This is a genomic window from Sulfurimonas sp. (genome assembly GCF_028694605.1).
GTDB lineage: Bacteria > Campylobacterota > Campylobacteria > Campylobacterales > Sulfurimonadaceae > Sulfurimonas.
The window spans coordinates 32256-51883 of record NZ_JAQVKP010000010.1 but is presented as its reverse complement, the minus strand read 5'-3'; the positions used below and the strand labels follow the sequence as shown (position 1 = coordinate 51883).

Annotated in this window: 17 protein-coding genes; 11 read left to right on the top strand and 6 right to left on the bottom strand. The window is 36.1% G+C overall.

The genetic code is table 11. The annotated features are described in order from the left end of the window. The first annotated feature begins 17 nt into the window (after window positions 1-17). From PHY84_RS07325 to trxC, 4 genes are all read left to right on the top strand, one after another. Window positions 18-2384 (top strand): ribonucleoside-diphosphate reductase subunit alpha, encoded by a 2367-nt coding sequence (locus PHY84_RS07325; RefSeq protein WP_299858724.1) that lies wholly within the window; start codon window positions 18-20, stop codon window positions 2382-2384. After that, entirely contained in the window at window positions 2385-2750 is a 366-nt protein-coding gene (locus PHY84_RS07320; RefSeq protein ID WP_299858723.1) for a hypothetical protein, read from the top strand. It abuts the gene before it with no gap. Between the two features lie 134 nt (window positions 2751-2884). Continuing rightward, complete coding sequence (locus tag PHY84_RS07315) at window positions 2885-4270, top strand: Do family serine endopeptidase (protein ID WP_299858722.1); 1386 nt, start codon at window positions 2885-2887, stop codon at window positions 4268-4270. Between the two features lie 18 nt (window positions 4271-4288). Next, on the top strand, window positions 4289-4711 hold the full coding sequence (gene trxC / locus PHY84_RS07310; RefSeq protein WP_299858721.1) for a thioredoxin TrxC: 423 nt from the start codon (window positions 4289-4291) through the stop codon (window positions 4709-4711). On the opposite strand, the gene PHY84_RS07305 is transcribed toward trxC, so the two are convergent. From PHY84_RS07305 to ruvC, 4 genes are all read right to left on the bottom strand, one after another. Then, window positions 4712-5023 carry a pyrimidine/purine nucleoside phosphorylase gene (locus PHY84_RS07305; RefSeq protein WP_299858720.1) on the bottom strand — a complete coding sequence of 104 codons (312 nt, stop codon included), beginning with the start codon at window positions 5021-5023 and terminating at the stop codon, window positions 4712-4714. Window positions 5024-5167: 144 nt separating this feature from the next. Beyond that, window positions 5168-6133 (bottom strand): PAS domain-containing protein, encoded by a 966-nt coding sequence (locus PHY84_RS07300; RefSeq protein ID WP_299858719.1) that lies wholly within the window; start codon window positions 6131-6133, stop codon window positions 5168-5170. 88 nt (window positions 6134-6221) lie between these two features. Then, window positions 6222-7544, bottom strand: a complete 1323-nt coding sequence (locus tag PHY84_RS07295) for an ATP-binding protein (RefSeq protein WP_299858718.1) — start codon at window positions 7542-7544, stop codon at window positions 6222-6224. Window positions 7545-7690: 146 nt separating this feature from the next. Next, window positions 7691-8170, bottom strand: a complete 480-nt coding sequence (gene ruvC / locus PHY84_RS07290; RefSeq protein WP_299858717.1) for a crossover junction endodeoxyribonuclease RuvC — start codon at window positions 8168-8170, stop codon at window positions 7691-7693. 100 nt (window positions 8171-8270) lie between these two features. On the opposite strand from ruvC, the gene dnaA reads away from it, so the two are divergent. The 5 genes from dnaA (at window position 8271) to queF (ending at window position 15132) form a co-directional block, all read left to right on the top strand. Then, entirely contained in the window at window positions 8271-9581 is a 1311-nt protein-coding gene (dnaA, locus tag PHY84_RS07285; protein ID WP_299858716.1) for a chromosomal replication initiator protein DnaA, read from the top strand. 166 nt (window positions 9582-9747) lie between these two features. Further along, window positions 9748-10815, top strand: coding sequence for a DNA polymerase III subunit beta (gene dnaN, locus PHY84_RS07280; protein ID WP_299858714.1), 1068 nt, complete (start codon window positions 9748-9750; stop codon window positions 10813-10815). 211 nt (window positions 10816-11026) lie between these two features. Beyond that, the gene (gene gyrB, locus PHY84_RS07275; RefSeq protein ID WP_299858713.1) at window positions 11027-13336 is read left to right on the top strand and encodes a DNA topoisomerase (ATP-hydrolyzing) subunit B; all 2310 of its coding nucleotides are present in this window, start codon (window positions 11027-11029) and stop codon (window positions 13334-13336) included. Between the two features lie 63 nt (window positions 13337-13399). Next, window positions 13400-14752: a GGDEF domain-containing protein gene (locus PHY84_RS07270; RefSeq protein ID WP_299858712.1), complete on the top strand. Its 1353-nt coding sequence runs from the start codon at window positions 13400-13402 to the stop codon at window positions 14750-14752. A 2-nt stretch (window positions 14753-14754) separates the two neighbouring features. Next, on the top strand, window positions 14755-15132 hold the full coding sequence (queF, locus tag PHY84_RS07265; protein WP_299858710.1) for a preQ(1) synthase: 378 nt from the start codon (window positions 14755-14757) through the stop codon (window positions 15130-15132). On the opposite strand, the gene PHY84_RS07260 is transcribed toward queF, so the two are convergent. Continuing rightward, window positions 15121-16350, bottom strand: coding sequence for a CCA tRNA nucleotidyltransferase (locus PHY84_RS07260; protein ID WP_299858709.1), 1230 nt, complete (start codon window positions 16348-16350; stop codon window positions 15121-15123). The genes queF and PHY84_RS07260 overlap by 12 nt on opposite strands. A gap of 124 nt (window positions 16351-16474) precedes the next feature. On the opposite strand from PHY84_RS07260, the gene typA reads away from it, so the two are divergent. After that, a complete protein-coding gene (typA, locus tag PHY84_RS07255; protein ID WP_299858708.1) occupies window positions 16475-18274 on the top strand; it encodes a translational GTPase TypA in 1800 nt (599 codons plus the stop codon). Window positions 18275-18386: 112 nt separating this feature from the next. Beyond that, window positions 18387-18626 (top strand): hypothetical protein, encoded by a 240-nt coding sequence (locus tag PHY84_RS07250; protein WP_299858707.1) that lies wholly within the window; start codon window positions 18387-18389, stop codon window positions 18624-18626. A gap of 13 nt (window positions 18627-18639) precedes the next feature. Here the strand turns inward: PHY84_RS07250 and PHY84_RS07245 are convergent, their stop codons facing one another. Next, window positions 18640-19530 carry a bifunctional methionine sulfoxide reductase B/A protein gene (locus tag PHY84_RS07245; protein ID WP_299858775.1) on the bottom strand — a complete coding sequence of 297 codons (891 nt, stop codon included), beginning with the start codon at window positions 19528-19530 and terminating at the stop codon, window positions 18640-18642. Between the last annotated feature and the right edge of the window lie 98 nt (window positions 19531-19628).

The window sequence follows — 19628 nt, the reverse complement described above, 5'->3', positions numbered from 1 at the left end:
ATTTTTAGGAAGCAAACATGATAACAATTATAAAAAGAAACGGCAGAACTGAAAAACTTGACATTACGAAGATTCAAAAATATACTTCTGCTGCCGTTGCAGGTCTTAGCAACGTCTCTCAAAGCGAGCTGGAAGTTGATGCACAGATTCATTTTCGCGATGGCATTACCTCAAGAGAGATACAGCAGACACTAATCAAAACAGCAGTGGACAAGATAGACATAGATGCTCCAAACTGGACATTTGTCGCTTCACGACTCTTTTTATTTAACCTTTATCATGAAGTAAACGGCTTTACAGGCTACTCATCACTGAGAAGCTATTTTGAAAAGGGCGAGAAAGAGGGAAGGCTTCTTTTGGGTCTAAAGGAGATGTACAACCTTGAAGAGCTTGAGAAACATATCAAACCAGAACGCGATATGCTCTTTAACTATCTTGGCGTAAAAACACTTTACGATAGATACCTTATCAAAGATAGAAACTCTAGCCCCATAGAGCTGCCTCAGCATATGTTTATGGCAATTGCTATGTTTTTAGCGCAAAGGGAAGAGAAAAAAGAGGAGTGGGCCATCAAGTTTTATAACATGATTTCAACATTTGAAGTTATGTTAGCAACCCCAACTCTAAGCAATGCAAGAACAACAAGACATCAGCTAAGCTCGTGCTACATAGGTTCAACTCCCGACAACATAGAAGGGATTTTTGATTCTTACTCAGAGATGGCACTTCTCTCAAAATTCGGCGGAGGCATAGGTTGGGATTGGACAAATGTCCGCTCCATGGGTTCGTACATCGACGGACATAAAAATGCGGCAGGCGGAACTATCCCGTTTTTAAAAATCACTAACGATATAGCTGTTGCAGTTGACCAGCTTGGGACACGCAAAGGTGCTATCGCTGTTTACATGGAGCCGTGGCACATCGATATAAACGACTTTTTGGATTTGAAGAAAAACTCTGGCGAAGAACGCCGCCGTGCACATGACCTCTTCCCTGCACTTTGGCTAAACGACCTCTTTATGCAAAGAGTTGAAGAGGATGGTATCTGGACGCTTTTTGACCCTTACGATACAAAAGAGCTGACGACGCTTTACGGCGAAGAGTTCAACAAAAGATACATAGAACTGGAAAATAACCAAAATATCATCAAAGAGAAGATAAAAGCTAAAAACCTCTGGAAAAAGATACTAACATCCTACTTTGAGAGCGGCAGTCCGTTTTTATGCTTCAAAGACAATGCAAACCGTGCCAACCCTAACAATCATACGGGTGTTATAAGAAGTTCCAACCTTTGTACGGAAATCTTCCAAAACACAAACCCTAACCACTACAAAGTCAAGTTTATTTTTGCAAACGGCGAGAGTGTTAGTTATGAAGAAGATGAGATTATCAAAGTAGATAGCGGACTGCAAAAACCTGCTAAAAAAGTAACGGCTCTGGATTCGTTAGACGGCAGAGAGATTTATGTGGTTGAAAAAGAGAAAGTAAACGGCGATACCGCAGTTTGCAACCTCGCCTCAGTGAACCTCTCCCGCATCAACACAAAAGAGGATATCGACAGAATCGTTCCAATCGCTATCCGCGCCTTGGACAATGTTATCGACCTAAATTTCTACCCGCTGGAAAAAGTAAAACGCACTAACATGAAAACAAGAGCGATAGGTCTTGGTGTTATGGGCGAAGCGCAGATGCTGGCACAAAAAGGAATCACTTGGGGAAGTCAAGAACACTTTGACAAAATAGACGAAATTATGGAAGCAGTTAGTTTTAATGCAATCTCTTCATCTTCAGATATTGCACTTGAAAAAGGAGTTTACCCGGAGTTTGAAGGCTCTAAATGGAGCAAAGGTGTTATGCCTATGGACCATGCCAATGCAGAGGTTAAAAATCTCATCGATCGCGGCGGACTTTTCGCTTCTGCTTATGAGTGGGAAGCTCTGAGAGCAAAAGTTAAAAAACAAGGCATGAGAAACGGTTATCTGATGGCTATAGCACCGACTAGCTCCATCTCAATTTTAACAGGAACAACTCAAGCGATTGAGCCTGTATTTAAAAGAAAATGGTTTGAAGAGAACCTCTCGGGACTTATCCCTGTTGTTGTTCCTGAACTCTCTCCTGAGACTTGGGCGTACTACACATCCGCTTACGAACTCAACCAAACAGTTCTCATTAAAGCAGCGGCAATCCGCCAAAAATGGATAGATCAGGGACAAAGCCTTAACATTTTTATCACTCTGGACAAAGCAAGCGGCAAATACCTAAATGAGATATACACGCTGGCATGGAAGCTTGGTCTTAAGTCCACCTACTATCTTCGTTCACAATCGCCTCAAATGGCAAGCGATGTAGAAGACAGAAGCATGGAATGTGTCGGTTGCCAATAAATGAAACCGCTCTCAAAAAATGATATAAACAGCTTTCTAAAGAGATTTGGCAGTTTTATAGATGCAGAGCTTAGGTCTATAGAGATTCTGGCTCCTACCGCCATTAAAATTACTTTTACCGCACAAGATGCGGCAAGAGGATTTGACTGGATAATTATCGAGCTTGAATTTAAGGGCGTAAGCGATGCAAAAGTTGTTGAGAACTCAAAATTGCCACACATTGATATGAGCAATGGCATAACACTTCTTTTTATGGACAATACTTTTACTTTTGCGCTAGGAGCTTACAACACTCCCTTAGCTGCTACAAACTCTATCTGCTACATCAAAGCAACCTCGCTAAAATACAAAGAAGGCTCATTTTAGGGCACCTCTAACTAAAACGTTCGCTCTGAGCTTGTCGAAGAGCCAGTGGTTCGACAAGCTCACCATGAATGAAAAGTAGAAAATCTATTAACCTTTTAGTTATAACATTTTGTTACAAAATACGAGGAGTTTTCATGAAAAAAGTTATTCTGCTTTCACTGCTAGCATTTGCACTTGTTTATGCAAAAGAGGGTGTAGAGTTCAAATATGCACCACAATCGGTAGAGCGTGAGCATCCCACAAGCCAAAATCGCATACTCTCTTATAACAATGTTTTAGAAAATGTTAGAACGAGCATAGTCAATATTTCTATTAAAAAAAAGGTAAACAGTGCGGGACTAAGCGCAAACCCTTTTTATAACGACCCGTTTTTTAGGGAATTTTTTAAAGGGTATGGACAAGTTCCGCAAGAGCGGATTGAGCAGTCTCTTGGTTCAGGCGTTATCATCTCGCAAAACGGCTACATTATAACAAACAACCATGTTATAGATGGGGCGGATGAGATTATCATCACTATTGCGGGAGATAAAAAAGAGTACGAAGCAAAACTTATCGGCAAGGATGAGAAGAGTGATTTGGCAGTTGTCAAGATTGAGGCAAAAAACCTCAATGCAGCAACTTTTTTCAACTCCGACAAAGTAAAAGTGGGCGATGTGGTTTTTGCACTCGGCAACCCTTTTGGGGTTGGAGAGACCATAACACAGGGAATCGTCTCGGCAACAGGCAGAAATGGCGTTGGAATTGTAGAGTATGAAGACTTTATCCAGACAGACGCTTCCATAAACCCTGGTAATTCCGGCGGTGCGCTCATCAACTCGGCAGGACATCTCATTGGAATCAACTCCGCTATCATCTCAAAATCAGGCGGCAATGTCGGCATTGGTTTTGCCATCCCCGCAAACATGGTTACAACGATTGCAACAAGCCTTATTGACAGCGGCAAATACACTCGTGCCTATCTTGGAGTAAACATAGCCGATGTCGATAACGACATGAGCAGTTTTTATGATAACAACTATGGTGCACTTATCACAAGCGTTGAAGAGAACTCTCCGGCGGCAAAAGCAGGACTTAAAAGAGGAGATTTAATCATCGAGGTTGAGGGCAAAAAAGTCTCAAGCGCAAGCGAACTTAAAAACACCATAGGCTCTTACGCTCCGTCCAAAACCGTCAATCTCAAATATTTAAGAGATAAAAAGATAAATACTCTTGGCATAAAACTCGGAACATCCGAAAATAAAACAGCCGACGGTTCTTACGAATACAAAGGCATGAAACTCTCAGAGATAAGCACCGCAGAGAGACAACAGCTCGGTATCAAAACAAACGGCGTACTCGTTACCACAGTCGATGAGAAAAGCGAAGCTCATAAGATAGGTATAAGAAAAAATGATATTATTATCCAAGTGGAAAACAGCGAAATCACTTCATTGGAAGATTTTAAACGCCTAAGTGCATCCAAAGAGAAAAAGAGACTGTTTATCTACAGAAGAGGCTCTATCTATGCCGTTGTTTTATAAAAATTTGGAGGATAAAAAATGAGAGTAGTATGTCCTCATTGTAAAAGCGTCAACAATGTTCCGCAAAAAGAGTCCTATACAAAAGCCAACTGCGGCAAGTGCAAAAATTCACTTTTAGAGACCAAACCGGTCGAGTTAACAACTGTTAACTTTGACGAATTCGTCGTAAATAGCGATATTCCGGTAGTGGTTGACTTCTGGGCACCGTGGTGCGGTCCATGCCGTATGATGGCTCCAAACTTTGAAAAAAGTGCAAAAAACTTTCCGCTAAAAGCACTTTTTGTAAAAGTAAACACAGAAAATGAACAGCAACTAGGCGGAAGGTTTGGTATAAGAAGTATTCCGACGATTATAGTCTTTAAAGGCGGTAGAGAGGTTCACAGAGTTTCAGGCGCACTAGATGAGCAAAGCCTAAACAGACTAGTTATGCAGTTTGCATAACTAGTTTATATACGAACAGCAGTAATCTGTAACTGTTTTTATTTTTAAATCAAACGATGAGTTTGCAGGTACGCTAAATGTCTCTGGTGTATGAAGTGTTTTCCACTCTTCATTTGGAAGTCTGATGTCAAGCTCTCCGCTCATAATCTCCATGATTTCAGCAGCATCCGTCCCAAAAGTATAATCCCCCGGCATCATGATTCCGAGAGTTTTTTTTGAACCGTCTGCAAACTCAACCGTTCTGCTTGTTACTTTTCCATCGTAGTAGATATTTGCTTTTTTCACTACACTAACATTTTCAAATTTTGACACTTTGTCTCCTTAATTTTATTTCATAAAATGAAGGAACCCCTTCATCTATTTGGCACGATATCGTGAGTAATCACGATATCTACGCTAGCCGCTATGGCACTAAAGCTAGCCTCTTACGAGGCAGAATTTTTTGGCAATTATACACTATTCCCAGTCAAGCAGTCTTCTTTGACCCTCTAACTGTCTTATATGTGTGACATCTTGAGAAACTTCTATAACACCTTTGTAGTTACCCTCATCATCTCTGATAGCAAAATAGCGTATGTGAATAAACTTGCCCTTGAATGTTATCCAGAATTCAGCCTCATCTTTGCGACCTGCTCTAAACTCGCGTAAAATCATCAAAACTTGATCTACGGACTTTGGAGGATGGCAAAATTTAACCTCACGCCCGATAATCCCCGCACTTCTTGGAAATACTCTCTCATCCCCGCGGTTATAGAAGATAACGATATCATTCTCATCGACATAAGTAATATCAACAGGCATAAACTTCAAAAGCCAGTTAATCTGCTCTGGGAGCATATAGCCCTCATCAAGCTTAATTCTGCCATCGAGTGAAAAGGGAAGTTTTCTCTTCTGCTTATCTTGAGACGGATGGATGTATTCGCCCTCAATATGCGGAGGATACGCCGCAGGAGCCTTATCAAACATCCAGCCTATCTCCTCATCGCCTGAACGCATCTCTTTCCAATCCTCTTCATCCAACATATTCATAGCATTTGGCAGAAGTCTCCCCTCTTCAACCTGCATAATATGTTCAAGAGAGCCAAAAACTCTCTGCAGTTGCTGCATAAGCGCAGGCATATTTTTTTCTTCAACTAAAGACCTAGCAGTTTTTATCTCTGCTCTTATATCATCGTGAAAAGCCCACATATTTTGGCTTGGACTTGTCCAACCGTACTTTTCCAGATACGGAAAAAGTTGGTTCTCTTTTCTTGCAAAGTGTTTCTCTACAAGACAAAGTTTTTTGAACTTATCTTCAAACTCTTCAAAATTGTCAACTATGTTGATACTGCTGATACTTGCTATCAAACCTCTCATCAACATATTTTCTTCCAGATAGACCTTCACAGGATGTCCATCAGGCAAATTTAAGTACGGATTCATAATTTTCCTTAACATTTTAATGAAGAGATTATACTATCTTTGGCTTTTTTGCTATTTGATATAAAACAAGAGAAATTGTTGGCATAAATTATTTTTGAGCTTCAAATTCCTCTTTGGTTATAACTAAAAAAGAGCGTCTTCTTTCATCTTTGAGATGGATTGATTTATTTATCAGTTGCTGCTCTACCTTTTTTTTATCAACTTTATTTCGCCATTTACACTCTATGAAACAGATGTTTTCATCATCAAACGCTACTAGGTCGATCTCCTCTTTGTTACTCCACCATCGCCCGATTTTTGTAGGTATAAACTCTAAATATTTTAACGGCTCAAGCAATATCTCTTCGTGTATAACATCTTCAAATGCAAAAGATACGAATCTATCGTTAAAATTTAATTTTATCTCTTGCAAAACCTGCTCGGTTTGATTTATTTCAAGATAGTTATAGTTTTTATAAACATAGTAAAACCAAAAATTTAGAAACTTATCTTTGATTTTATACCTTCCAAGTTTACTTTTAAGCGGATTAGACTCGGTAACGGGTACCTCTTTTTCTAAGATGTCAAGCTCAATGAGTTTGCCCAAATATTTTGGCAAATAAGATGAGTGCAGTTTCAAATCTTTTGCGATGTCTCCTACTTTTGTATTGCCTTTTGATATGCTCTCTAAAATTGCAAAGTAGCTTCCTGCATCACTTATTTCTTGTTTTAGCAAAAAATTGCCCTCACTGTAAAGATAAGAATTTTTATCCAAAATATTATCAACTATATTTTGTTCAAAACTTTTATTTTTTTCATACATTTGAAGATATTTCGGGATAGTTCCAAATGAAGCGTATATCTCCATAAGCTCTGTTTTTTTCATACCTGGTAAAAACTCCCTTAAGTACCTAAACTTTATAGCCTTTAAATGAATGTTTGTTGTTCTTCTGCCATAAAGCGGAGCGTTATAGGCTAAAACTTCAGAGTGCATCATAGAAAAAACAGAGCCACATAAAATGAGATGTATATTTGATTTAGAGAGGTGCATATCCCATGATTTTTGCAAAACAGAGGAGAAGCTTTTGTCAAGATAGCATAGATTTTGATACTCGTCTATTGCAATAATAAGTTTTTTTTCTAACTTAAGTGTAGATATAAACTCAAAAACTTCTTCAAAATTTTTAAATGACAGGTTACTGGCATAAGGCAATGCAGAGAGTTTTAAAATCTCTTTTACAAACTTTTCAAGCTGCCCGTCAAGGTTGGATTCAGTCGCATAAAAGTAGAAATGTGGCTTATTTTGGATGTATTGACCAATGAGAGCCGTCTTGCCAACTCTTCTTCTGCCGTAAATAACACTAAATGAAGCATTTTTTTTAGAATATTCGTTTTCTAGCGCTTGAAGCTCATCTTTTCTGTTTATAAACATTATGATAGCCTTTATTATGATGTATGTCATAATAATATATATATGTTTAAATTACTTTTAATTTTAAAATATAGGCTTATAAAAAAATCTTAGATACGCTCTGTTTGAGATTTAATAGCGTTGATTAGGAGTTCGTTTGACAGGAGTTATTGCAGCTTTAGTCTAACTCTCTGAGAGTGCGTTATTGCAACGGCGATAGCGTCTGTTATGTCTAGCGGTTTTATCTCTTTTTTTATATTTAAAAGCCTCTTTGCCATAAATGCTACCTGCTCTTTTGTCGCTTTTCCGTTTCCTGTTAGTGCTTGTTTTACTTGAAGTGCGGTGTACTCATTAAACTGCCCGAATTGCTGAAGAAGCATAAGCATTATTGCTCCACGGAATTGAGCGAGTTTTATGGTTGTTTTTGGGTTATGTGCATAAAAAATATCTTCCATTGCGACTTCGTCTATCTTGTGATTTTTAAATATACTCTCAAAAGCCTCAACCATCTGCGGGATTTGAAACTGTAGCTCTTCGGCTTTAATCTTTATAAGCCCCGCTTCGATGAGTGCTATTTTTCCATTCTCAAAAGAGATAAGAGCATAGCCCATTTTTCTTGTTCCCGGATCTATTCCTAAGATTATCATTCATCTACTTTCACATGTAATATACGAGCTATTCACATAGTTTTAACTTTGTTTATGGGAATTATAGCTACTATTCACATAAATATATAAAAGGCTTTTTGTGAATATCGGAGAAAAAATTTTACTTCTGCTTAAAGAAGAGATATCTGAAATAGAGTACAACAGATATATCAAACACCTCATCTTTGATACAAAAAAATCGACAAATGATACGGCTATCTTTTATGCACCAAACAACCTTGTTCTAAACTGGATTAAAAATAAGTATGCCTCAAAAATCAAACACCTTTTTGAAGTTCATCACTCACTTCATCTTAATGTAAATATTACACTTAAAAATCAAGTAGAAGACAAAAAAGCAGAGGTAAAAAAAGAGCAAAAACCCCAACAACACTCGCTCCTTAACCCATCTCATACATTTGAAAACTTTATGGTCGGCGGTTCAAACCAGTTTGCATACGCAACCATAAAGAGTGTTAGCGAAAAACCGGGTATTTTGTATAATCCCGTTTTTATATATGGCGGTGTGGGTCTTGGAAAAACGCACCTTATGCAAGCAGCAGGAAATGTTTTACAAAATCAGGGAAAAATCGTCGTTTATACGACTGTTGAGCAGTTTTTAAATGATTTTATCCGTCATGTAAGAAACAAAACTATGGAGAGATTTCAAGAAAAGTACCGTAAATGCGATGTTTTACTCATTGATGATATACAGTTTTTAAGCAACAAAGAGGGGATTCAAGAGGAGTTTTTTCACACCTTTGAAGCGCTTAAAGGTGTTGGCAAACAGATTATTTTAACAGCAGATAAACATCCAAAAAAGATAGCAGGACTTGAAAAAAGACTTCAAAGCCGTTTTGAACATGGGCTTGTCGCAGATATTCAGCCGCCTGAGCTAGAAACTAAAATAGCAATTATTGAAAATAAGTGTAAGATAAATAAAGTCACACTTACAAAAGATATTATTCACTATATCGCAACCGTTATTGAGAGCAATGTCCGTGAAATTGAAGGTATTCTCTCTAAGCTTCATGCATATTCACAGCTTATGCATGTTGACATAGACTTACAATTTACAAAAAATGTACTTAAAGACCAACTTCAAGAAAACAGAGCAAATCTGACTCTTGATATTATTACCCAAAATGTCGCAAAAGACTTAAACATAAAACCAAGTGAAATTCGCTCAAAAGGCAGAAGTAAAAACCTAGTTTATGCGAGAAGAATAGCCATATATCTCTGCCGCGAACTAACACAAAATACTATGCCGCAGCTCGCTCAGTACTTTGGAATGCAAGACCATACAGCCATAAGCCATACGCTTAAAAAAATAAACGAACTTATACAAAATGATGAAGATTTTAAAGTTAAAATAGAGGAATTAACGAACAAAATTACGTCATCTTCTTAAAAAAGTAAAAAAAAGATATAATTGCTTAAGTGAACAAATGTGAAAGCAATTATGTCTGTTCATCACATTTAAGCAACCTGTAAAATTGGGCTTATACGGTGATATTCACATTATCACTTGCTCCTACTACTAATACTAAAAATTATAATAATAAATAGGATAAAAAATGAGAGTTACAATCCAAAAATCCATCATTGAAAATATTTTAGTTCACATACAGCCTTTTTTAGAAAAAAAAGATACTTCCCAAATTACATCTCATGTTCTTATAAATGCTTCTGATAATAAACTTATCATAAAAGCAACAGATTATGAAATAGGACTTATAGCCTCTACAGACAAAATAAATATTTTTGAAAATGGAAGCATTACTGCCAATGGTAAAAAATTACTGGACATTATAAGAATTCTAAAAGACGGTGAAATCAATTTAGAAGTTAAAAATGAACTCTTATATATATCTCAAGCTCACTCTAAATTTAAGCTTCCTACTTTTTCATACAACGAGTTTCCTGCATTTCCTGTTTATGAGGGAAAACCACGTATTCTCATTGATTCACACTCTCTTATTGACTCTTTAAGAAAAATTACTCCGTCCATCGATACCAATAATCCTAAGTTTGAACTCAACGGTGCGCTTATAGATATTAAAGAGAACAGTATTAATTTCGCTTCAACAGACACAAGAAGATTAGCTGTTGTAAATATAGAAAACCAAAGTAGTTCAGAACTTTCCATAATAGTTCCAAAAAAAGCAATTATCGAGATTCAAAAGCTTTTCTTTGACAATATAGAGCTTTACTATGATGAAAATAATTTAATTATCCATTCGCATCAATATACTTTTTTTACAAAACTAATCAATGGAAAGTTTCCTGAATATTCAAGAATAATCCCTAAAGAAGTGGCAAATACACTAATTCTCCCAAAAGCAATTATGATAGAATCTATAAAGCAAATTACTACTATCTCCTCTGATGTAAAAATTACTTTTATGAACGACGCTATTATTTTTGAATCTTTAAGTGATGATAACATTGAAGCCAAGACTGAAATAAAATACAAAACAAACTTCTCATCCCCTTTTGTTATTGCCATAAATAGCAAATATCTCTTAGATTTTTTAAATGTTATAAACAATTCGGAATTTACGATTGGACTCAATGAGAGCAATTTGCCATTTGTTTTACGTGATGATAATTTTAAAACGGTAGTTATGCCAATAGTTATCTAAAACCTTTTTAAAAAAGTTTAGATTGCTCCGTTTTTCTAAATAAAAAACGGAGCAATCTAAAAACCTCTATCCCCTCTTCAGAGCCTATAAAACTTCCTTTTAGAATAAATTAGATAGAATGGCTTAAAATAAGTAATAGACGACAAATAATCTCATAGCTATGAAATTATTTGTCGTCTATTACTTAAGTAAAAGTTATATGGAGTTATAAATGGAAAATTACGGCGCTAGCAATATTAAAGTCCTTAAAGGATTAGAAGCAGTTCGTAAAAGACCTGGTATGTATATAGGTGATACGGGTCACAGAGGTTTGCATCATCTAGTTTATGAGGTTGTCGATAACTCTATTGATGAGGCTATGACCGGACACTGTAATACAATTCAAGTAACACTTACAAAAGACGGAACATGTAAAGTATCTGATAACGGACGCGGTATTCCTACAGATATGCACCCGACAGAGGGTATAAGTGCTGCTACCGTTGTTTTAACAGTTCTTCATGCCGGTGGCAAGTTTGATAAAGATACTTATAAAGTTTCCGGTGGTCTTCATGGTGTCGGTGTATCTGTTGTAAATGCACTTTCATCTGATTTGAAAATGACAATTCAGAGAAATGGAGAGATTTATGAGCAGGAGTTTAAAAAAGGGATTCCTCAAGAAGTTTTAAAAGTAATAGGAACAACAAAAAAAACAGGAACTACTATCGAGTTTGCTCCCGATCCAAGTATATTTACTGAAACTATTACATTTGAGTATGAGTACTTAGCTAAAAGATTTAAAGAGTTAGCATATCTTAATCCTTTTATTACTATTAAATTTTTAGATGAGAGAACAAATACAAAAGAGGAGTACCACTTTGAGGGTGGAATCGCTCAATATGTAAATGACTTAAACAAAAAGCAAGAAGTCGCAAAAGTCTTTGAATTTAGCTCAAAAGTAGAAGATATAGAGTTTGATATAGCACTTATGTATAACGATACTTATGATGAGAAGGTTTACTCATTTGTAAATAACATCCGTACTCCAAACGGCGGAACACATGAAGCCGGTTTTAGAGCCGGTCTTACTCGTGTTATTTCAAACTATAACACACAAAACGGTGCGGCAAAAGAAAAAGACGTAAAAATAAGCGGGGAAGATACAAGTGAAGGTCTTATCGCTGTTGTTTCTGTTCGTGTACCTGAACCTCAATTTGAGGGACAAACAAAAGGCAAACTTGGAAATACTTATGTAAGACCGCTGGTTCAAAAATCTACTTATGAACTGTTAAGTAAGTATTTTGAAGAAAATCCTATAGAGGCAAAAGCAATAGTCGCAAAGTCTCTTATGGCAGCACGCGGTCGTGAAGCCGCTAAAAAAGCAAGAGAGCTTACTCGTAGAAAAGACTCTATGAGTGTCGGAACACTTCCAGGAAAACTTGCAGATTGTCAAAGCAAAGATGCTTCTATTTGTGAACTTTATCTGGTGGAAGGTGACTCGGCAGGCGGCTCGGCAAAAATGGGTCGTGACAGAGTTTTCCAAGCGATTTTACCGCTTAAAGGTAAAATTTTAAATGTTGAAAAAGCAAGACTTGACAAGATTTTAAAATCTGAAGAGATTACTAATATGATTACGGCTATGGGCTGCGGTATCGGCGATGAGTATAACGAGGAGAAACTTCGTTACCATAAGATTATTATTATGACCGATGCCGATGTTGACGGAAGCCATATCCAAACTCTTTTACTTACGTTTTTCTTCCGCCATTTTAGAAGCGTTATAGAAAACGGTTATCTCTATTTGGCACAGCCGCCTCTTTATCGTTATAAAAAAGGCAAAAAAGAGATATATTTTAAAGATGACCGTGCTATGAATGATTTTCTTATCGAAAATGGTATCGAATCTTTAGAAGAGCAGAGTGTCGGACACAATGATTTGGTTTCATACTTTAAAATGGTTGACCATTACAGAGGTTCGCTTGAAGCTTTAGAGAGAAGATATGCACTTGTAGATTTGATTCGCCACTTTATAGAAAATCCTGACCTGATAGGTCTTGATATAAAAGAGATGTATGAAAAAGTTGAAGAGTTTTTGATTCAAAACGGAAACAATATTTTAACAAAAACTATTTCGCAAGATTCTATTCACCTTTTTGTTCAAACAAAGGGCGGAATGGAAGAGTTACTTATCAATGATGACTTATTTGCTGCACCTCATTTTAACGAAGCAAGTTTTGTTTATAGAAAAATCAAAGAATGGAATTTAGATTTTAAAGAAGATATTTTAGCAGTTCTTGAAAATATCATTGATTTTGCAAAAAAAGGTGCTTATATCCAACGCTATAAAGGTCTTGGAGAGATGAATCCCGAGCAACTTTGGGAGACAACTATGACTCCTGAAAACAGAGTTCTACTTCAAGTAACGATTGATGATGCAGAAGTTGCAAGTGATACTTTTACTTTGTTCATGGGTGATGAAGTTGAGCCTCGCCGTAACTATATAGAGACACATGCAAAAGATGTTAAACACTTAGATGTTTAAAAAACAGTAATGCTTCTTCCGCAAACTAAAGAGAGAGAGTACCGCTTTAGACTAGCTCTAAGGATGGTGCTTCCTATTTTTGCTCTTGTTTTAGCACTTATTTTACATACATTTTATACAAGCCAAAAAACTATCAGTACATCTTTTTATATTGAAGCTGTTTTGGTACTGCTTTTTAGTATCTACTTTATTTTTTATCTTATTTATAAAGGTTTTGATACAAAAATAACAGATAACATTTCAAAAACTTTTACAAGGGAGTATATTTATAATTATTTAAAAGAAGAGATTAAAAATAGCAGAGAATACACGCTTTTACTTATAAGCGTTGACAATCTATATGAGATAAATAAACGCTATGGTATTAAATATGGAGATAAAGTACTTTTTGAAGTAGTTTTATGGATAGCTGAGTATTTAAAAACTAAAGAGATTATTAATTTTCCGATTGGTCGTATTAAAGGCGGTGATTTTATTATTGGATTTAGCGGAGATAAAGAACAGTATAAAACTATTATAGAATTAATGTGTCTTAAAAGTGAAGAGTTTAAAGTAGATGATATTGAGATACAAATTTCCGCAGCTCTCAATGATATAAGATTTTCAAAAAATATTGATTATCTTATAGAAAATCTTTTTGAACTTCAAAACAGTAATAAAAATTCAAAGTATCTCACACCGATACAAGAGATTATAGATCCAAGTGATTTAGAATATTTTGTCATTCAAGCAATCAAAAAAAGAGATATAACATTTTTTATACAAGAAGTTTTTGAAGATGAAAAAGCTACATTAAAAGAGTGTTTTATCAAACTAAATACGACTGAACAAAAAATATTGCATCAAAAAGATTATATGAAAATTTTGGATAAATTAAGACTGATGCATGAATATGATATTATCGTTTTAGAAGAGGTTATAGAAATTTGTAAAAAATCAAAAGATGAAAAATTTGCTCTCTCTATTGCACCTACCTCAATTAGAAATCCGGTTGTTTTAACAAAAATCAAGGAGTTGTTTCAAAAAAATGAGTGTGTTAAAGGCAGAATAATTCTGCTTTTTAGTGAAAATGAATATTTTCCAAAAATAGAAAAATTTAACAGTTACCTAAAGCAATTAAAAGAACTTGGAATTACAATTGCAGTTGATAGATTAGGCTCTATACATACATCGTTTTTGTATTTAAGAGATTTAGATATAGATATGGTACGTTTTGACTCTTTTTATAGTAAAAAAATGGATAAAAACAGATATAAAAATATTCTTAGCGGTTTTAATACAATGGCACATGAAAAAGGTATGAAAACTTGGGCGAAAATGATTGAAGATGAAGAGAGCAGAGAGTTATTTAAAGATGTAGGAGTTAATTATTTGCAAGGCAGATTTTTAGCACCACTAGAAAAAATTAAGGAGTGATGATGAAATACGGTGAAAAAATTATTAATGAGTTTGATGTGGAAAAGGATTTGGAGATTTGGCCGAACCAATATAAAAGAGACTATCTTATAAAGATGACTCTTCCTGAGTTTTCTTGTTTGTGTCCAAGAAGCGGTTATCCCGACTTTGCAACAATATATCTTGAATATACGCCCGATGAATGGGTAGTTGAGCTAAAAGCTATAAAACTTTATATAAACTCTTTTAGAGACAGACATATATCGCATGAAAACGGTGCAAATGAAATTTATGAAGTTTTAGAGAGAAAACTAAAACCAAAATATATGAAAATCGTAGCAGACTATAACCCACGAGGAAATGTTCATACTGTTATAGAGATAGATAGTTCAAAGCTTTAAATACTCTTTTAGCCAAATCGAAGCCTCGTCATGGTTTTTAAATTTGCCGTGCATTTGAGCTTCATAGGCATCGTTTAAAATCTGAGAAAAGTTTGCTGATGGATGAAGTTCAAGTTTTAGGATATCTCTGCCCATTAAAAGTGGTGGGAGTTTTTTGTCTATAATGCCTAACTCTTTTGCTCTTTTATAGATATCTTCACATTTTTTGACCATTTCTGAATTACCCTTTAGAGTATAAATAGAACTGCTTAAAATCAAAAGCTCTCCAATATTTGTTAGTACAGCAAGCTTATAGAGTGCGTAATCGTCATTTAAATCATTTAATTTTTTATGAGTTTCAATAAGTGCTACAACTCTTTGAAAAAGTTTTTTTTCATTTGTAAGTTTTGTAAGAAACAGTTCTGTCTCTTTTTGCTTAAAGTTATAACAGAGTGCAGCTAACATTAAAACAAGATTTGTTTGTTTGTTTGTTGTTAGTTTTTTGGCAACTATATCTGTAATAAACATATTTTCCGTAAAAAAATCAAACCCGAACTCCTTTAAGAGTTTAAACCCCCTTGATGGTTTTTGCGACTTTAGCAGAAGTTTTTTTATCTCTTCAAATACTCTCTCTTTTGGCAGTTCATCAAGTAAATGTTTAGAAACCATATCCTTGCATGTAAGATATAAGTTATATTCGATTTGAAAATTAAATCTGGCACAAAACTGGGCAGCACGCAGAACCCTTAGAGGGTCTTGCCCAAAACTATCCAGATTAACAGCCCGAAGAATTCTGTTTTTTAAATCTTCTTTGCCGTTAAATGGGTCAACTATTTTTTTTTCTATAATGTCATAGCCAATTGCATTGATGGTAAAATCTCTTCTTGAAGCAGCAGTTTTGAAATCCAAATTTGAATCTATCTCTACGTCAAATCCACGGTGTCCGGATTTTATTTTATTATCTTTTCTTGGTAGAGAAAAATCTAAATCATATCCTTTAAACACTATTTTGCAAACACCAAAACTCTTTCCAACGCTGTTTACATCTCCAAATTTTTGCAAAATTTTTTCAACTTTAGCTAAAGATGAGACTCCGTAGAGTTCGATATCAATATCTTTTGATTTCTTATTAAGAAGCTTATCTCTGATATAACCACCCACTAAAATAGGCTTAATACCGCTTTTTTTCAATGTGTCAAAGATGATATCAATCTCTATAGGATAGTCTATAATTTCCATTTTTTTTATCTTTTTTTGCGTCTTGCTTTTATTATATCATTGCTTTTACGTTTTTATAACATTATTTTAGATAAAATCGCAAAAAATTTTAAATTGGTCATTTGTACCAAATAAAGGATGCCTTGTGCAGAAAATCAGAAATATCGCAGTTATTGCCCACGTTGACCACGGAAAAACTACACTTGTTGATGGTTTGTTAGAACAATCAGGGACGTTTGGCGCTCACGAACAGCATGAAGAAAGAGCGATGGACAGCAACGCTTTGGAAAAAGAGCGTGGTATTACGATTTTGTCTAAAAATACGGCAATTCGTTATAAAGACCATAAAATAAATATCATTGATACTCCAGGCCACGCCGATTTTGGTGGAGAAGTTGAGCGTGTTTTAAAGATGGTTGACGGTGTTTTGGTTCTTGTTGATGCGTATGAGGGCGTTATGCCACAAACAAAATTTGTTGTTAAAAAGATGCTTGCTCTAGGTAAAAAACCAATCGTTGTTATCAACAAAATTGACAAACCTTCAGCAGAGCCTGATCGCGTTGTAGATGAGATGTTTGACCTCTTTGCTGCAATGGATGCAACGGAAGATCAACTTGATTTCCCGGTTATTTATGCTGCTGCGCGTGATGGTATCGCAAAGCTCGATATGGCTGACCCGGACGGAAATTTTGAGTGTATTTTTGAGACTATTTTGGACAAAATCCCGGAACCTGAGGGTGATAGAGAAAACCACACACAGGCGCAAGTTTTCACACTTGACTATGATAACTATGTAGGAAAAATCGGTATCAGCCGTATTTTTAATGGTGTTATCAAAAAAGGCGATAATGTTATGCTTGCAAAGGCTGACGGCGAACTTGTAAAAGGTAAAATATCTAAACTTATCGGTTTTCACGGACTTAACCGTATGGAAATTGGGGAGGCGGAAGCCGGTGATATCGTTGCATTTGCCGGACTTGAAACTGTAGATGTCGGAGATACTATTTGTGATCCTGCAAACCCGATGCCGCTTGACCCGATGCATATCGAAGAGCCGACTTTGACGGTTGTTTTCTCCGTAAATGACTCTCCGCTTGCAGGTCAAGAGGGTAAACACGTTACTTCAAACAAGCTCAAAGACAGACTAGAAGCTGAGATGACAACAAACGTTGCTATGAAGCTTGAAGTTGTAGGCGAGGGTAAATTTAAAGTTTCAGGTCGTGGCGAGTTACAAATCACGATTTTAGCTGAAAATATGAGACGTGAAGGTTATGAGTTTGGTGTCAGCCGTCCGGAAGTTATCGTTAGAGAAATCGAAGGTGTAAAATGTGAACCGTTTGAGCACCTTGTTATCGACGTTCCTGAAGAGTTAAGCGGTACGGTAATTGAGCGTCTTGGAAAAAGAAAAGCTGAGATGAAGTCAATGGTTCCGATGGGACAAGGCTTCCAGAGAATTGAATTTGAGATTCCTGCACGTGCTCTTATCGGATTCCGTGGACAGTTCTTGACGGACACTAAGGGTGAGGGTATCATGAACCACTCTTTCTTAGAATTCCGCCCATACAGCGGCACAGTTGAGTCAAGAAGCTATGGCGCGCTTATCTCTATGGAAAACGGCGATACACTGGCATATTCACTATTTAACATCCAAGACCGCGGTGTTCTTTTCCTTGGACCACAAACAAAAGTTTATGAGGGTATGATTGTCGGTGAACACTCACGCTCAAATGACTTGGTCGTTAACCCAATCAAAGGAAAAGCACAGTCAAACGTTCGCTCAAGCGGTGCAGATGAGGCGATTAAGCTTATCCCTCATCGTGAAATGTCACTAGAGCGTGCGCTAGAGTGGATTGAAGATGATGAGCTTTTGGAAATTACACCAAAAAATATCCGTATTCGCAAAAAGTTTTTAACAGAGAGCGAAAGAAAAAGAAACAGCCGCTAATAAATCTATATTTATGCCCTTTATGGGCATAAAAAACTCCATTTTTTCACAAAAATATTCACTTCTTTTTGCTATGCTATTCTTTTATAAAACTTTTTTCAAGGATAAAAAAATGGATGGGTATATGTATCCGCTCTCTTTGGCAGTAGTGGCTTTAATGGCTTTTACTTTTTATCAAAATAATAGTTTTAAGATGATGTTATTGATGTTGGGAATAGGTGTCTATATTATCTACTCCCATGAGACAGGCTATACGGCAACTGACTATAAAAATGAGGTTATCGAATCAATAGACAAGTCTGCAAAAGAGTTTGTAAAGCCTATGGAAAAACCGGCATTTCAAGGGAAATAGCTAAAAGAGTCATTTAGAATCTTTTAACGTAAGAGTGGCAGTATGGTCTGCTTCCCTTTTTGTCGTAGTAATTTTGGTGGCCCTCATCAGCTGGGTAAAACTCTGACTTTTCTATGATTTTTGTTGCGACTTTATAGCCATTTGTTTCGAGCTTGCTAATAAGTTTGCTAATAATTTTTTTCTCTTCTTCGCTATTGACAAAAATTGCAGAGAGGTACTGTTTGCCGATGTCTGGACCTTGACCGTTAGTTTGGGTTGGGTCGTGAATCTCAAAAAATGCTTTTGCAAGTTCTTCATAAGATATTTTGTTTTTATCGTAAATGACCTCTACTGTTTCAAGATGTCCCGTGTCCAAACGGATAACCTCATAGTAACTCGGATTTTTTACATGCCCGCCCATAAAACCGGATACGACCTCTTTGACGCCGCTAAGTTTTTGTAAAAAATACTCAACACCCCAAAAACAGCCGCCCGCAAAGTATGCGTAAGAGAGATTTTCATCTTTAATATCAGATTTTTTAATCAGATTTAGAGAGATGGAATTTACACAGTGTCTTGTGTTTTTTGAGGTAAAACCCTCTCCCTCAAAAACATGCCCTAAGTGTGAACCACAGTTTGCACATACAATCTCAACTCTTCTTCCGTCACTATCAGGAACTCTTTTAATAGCCCCATCTATGGCATCATCAAAGCTTGGCCATCCTGAGTGAGAATCAAATTTTGTGCTTGAATCAAAAAGAGGGGTGCCGCAGAGTTTGCATGTATAGATGCCTCTTGATTTTTCATCTGTATATTTTCCGACGAACGGATGTTCGGTTCCTTTATGAAGAAGCACACGCTTCTCTTCCTCGGTAAGTTGTTTGATTTTTTCTTCTAACGATTGTAATTTTGATGCTTCTATCATGGTTGTTATAAGTATGAAAATAAGAGTAAATTTCATACTTTCTCCTTGTTCGTATTTTGCACAATTATAAGAGAAATCAATATATGAAAAGATAGAGC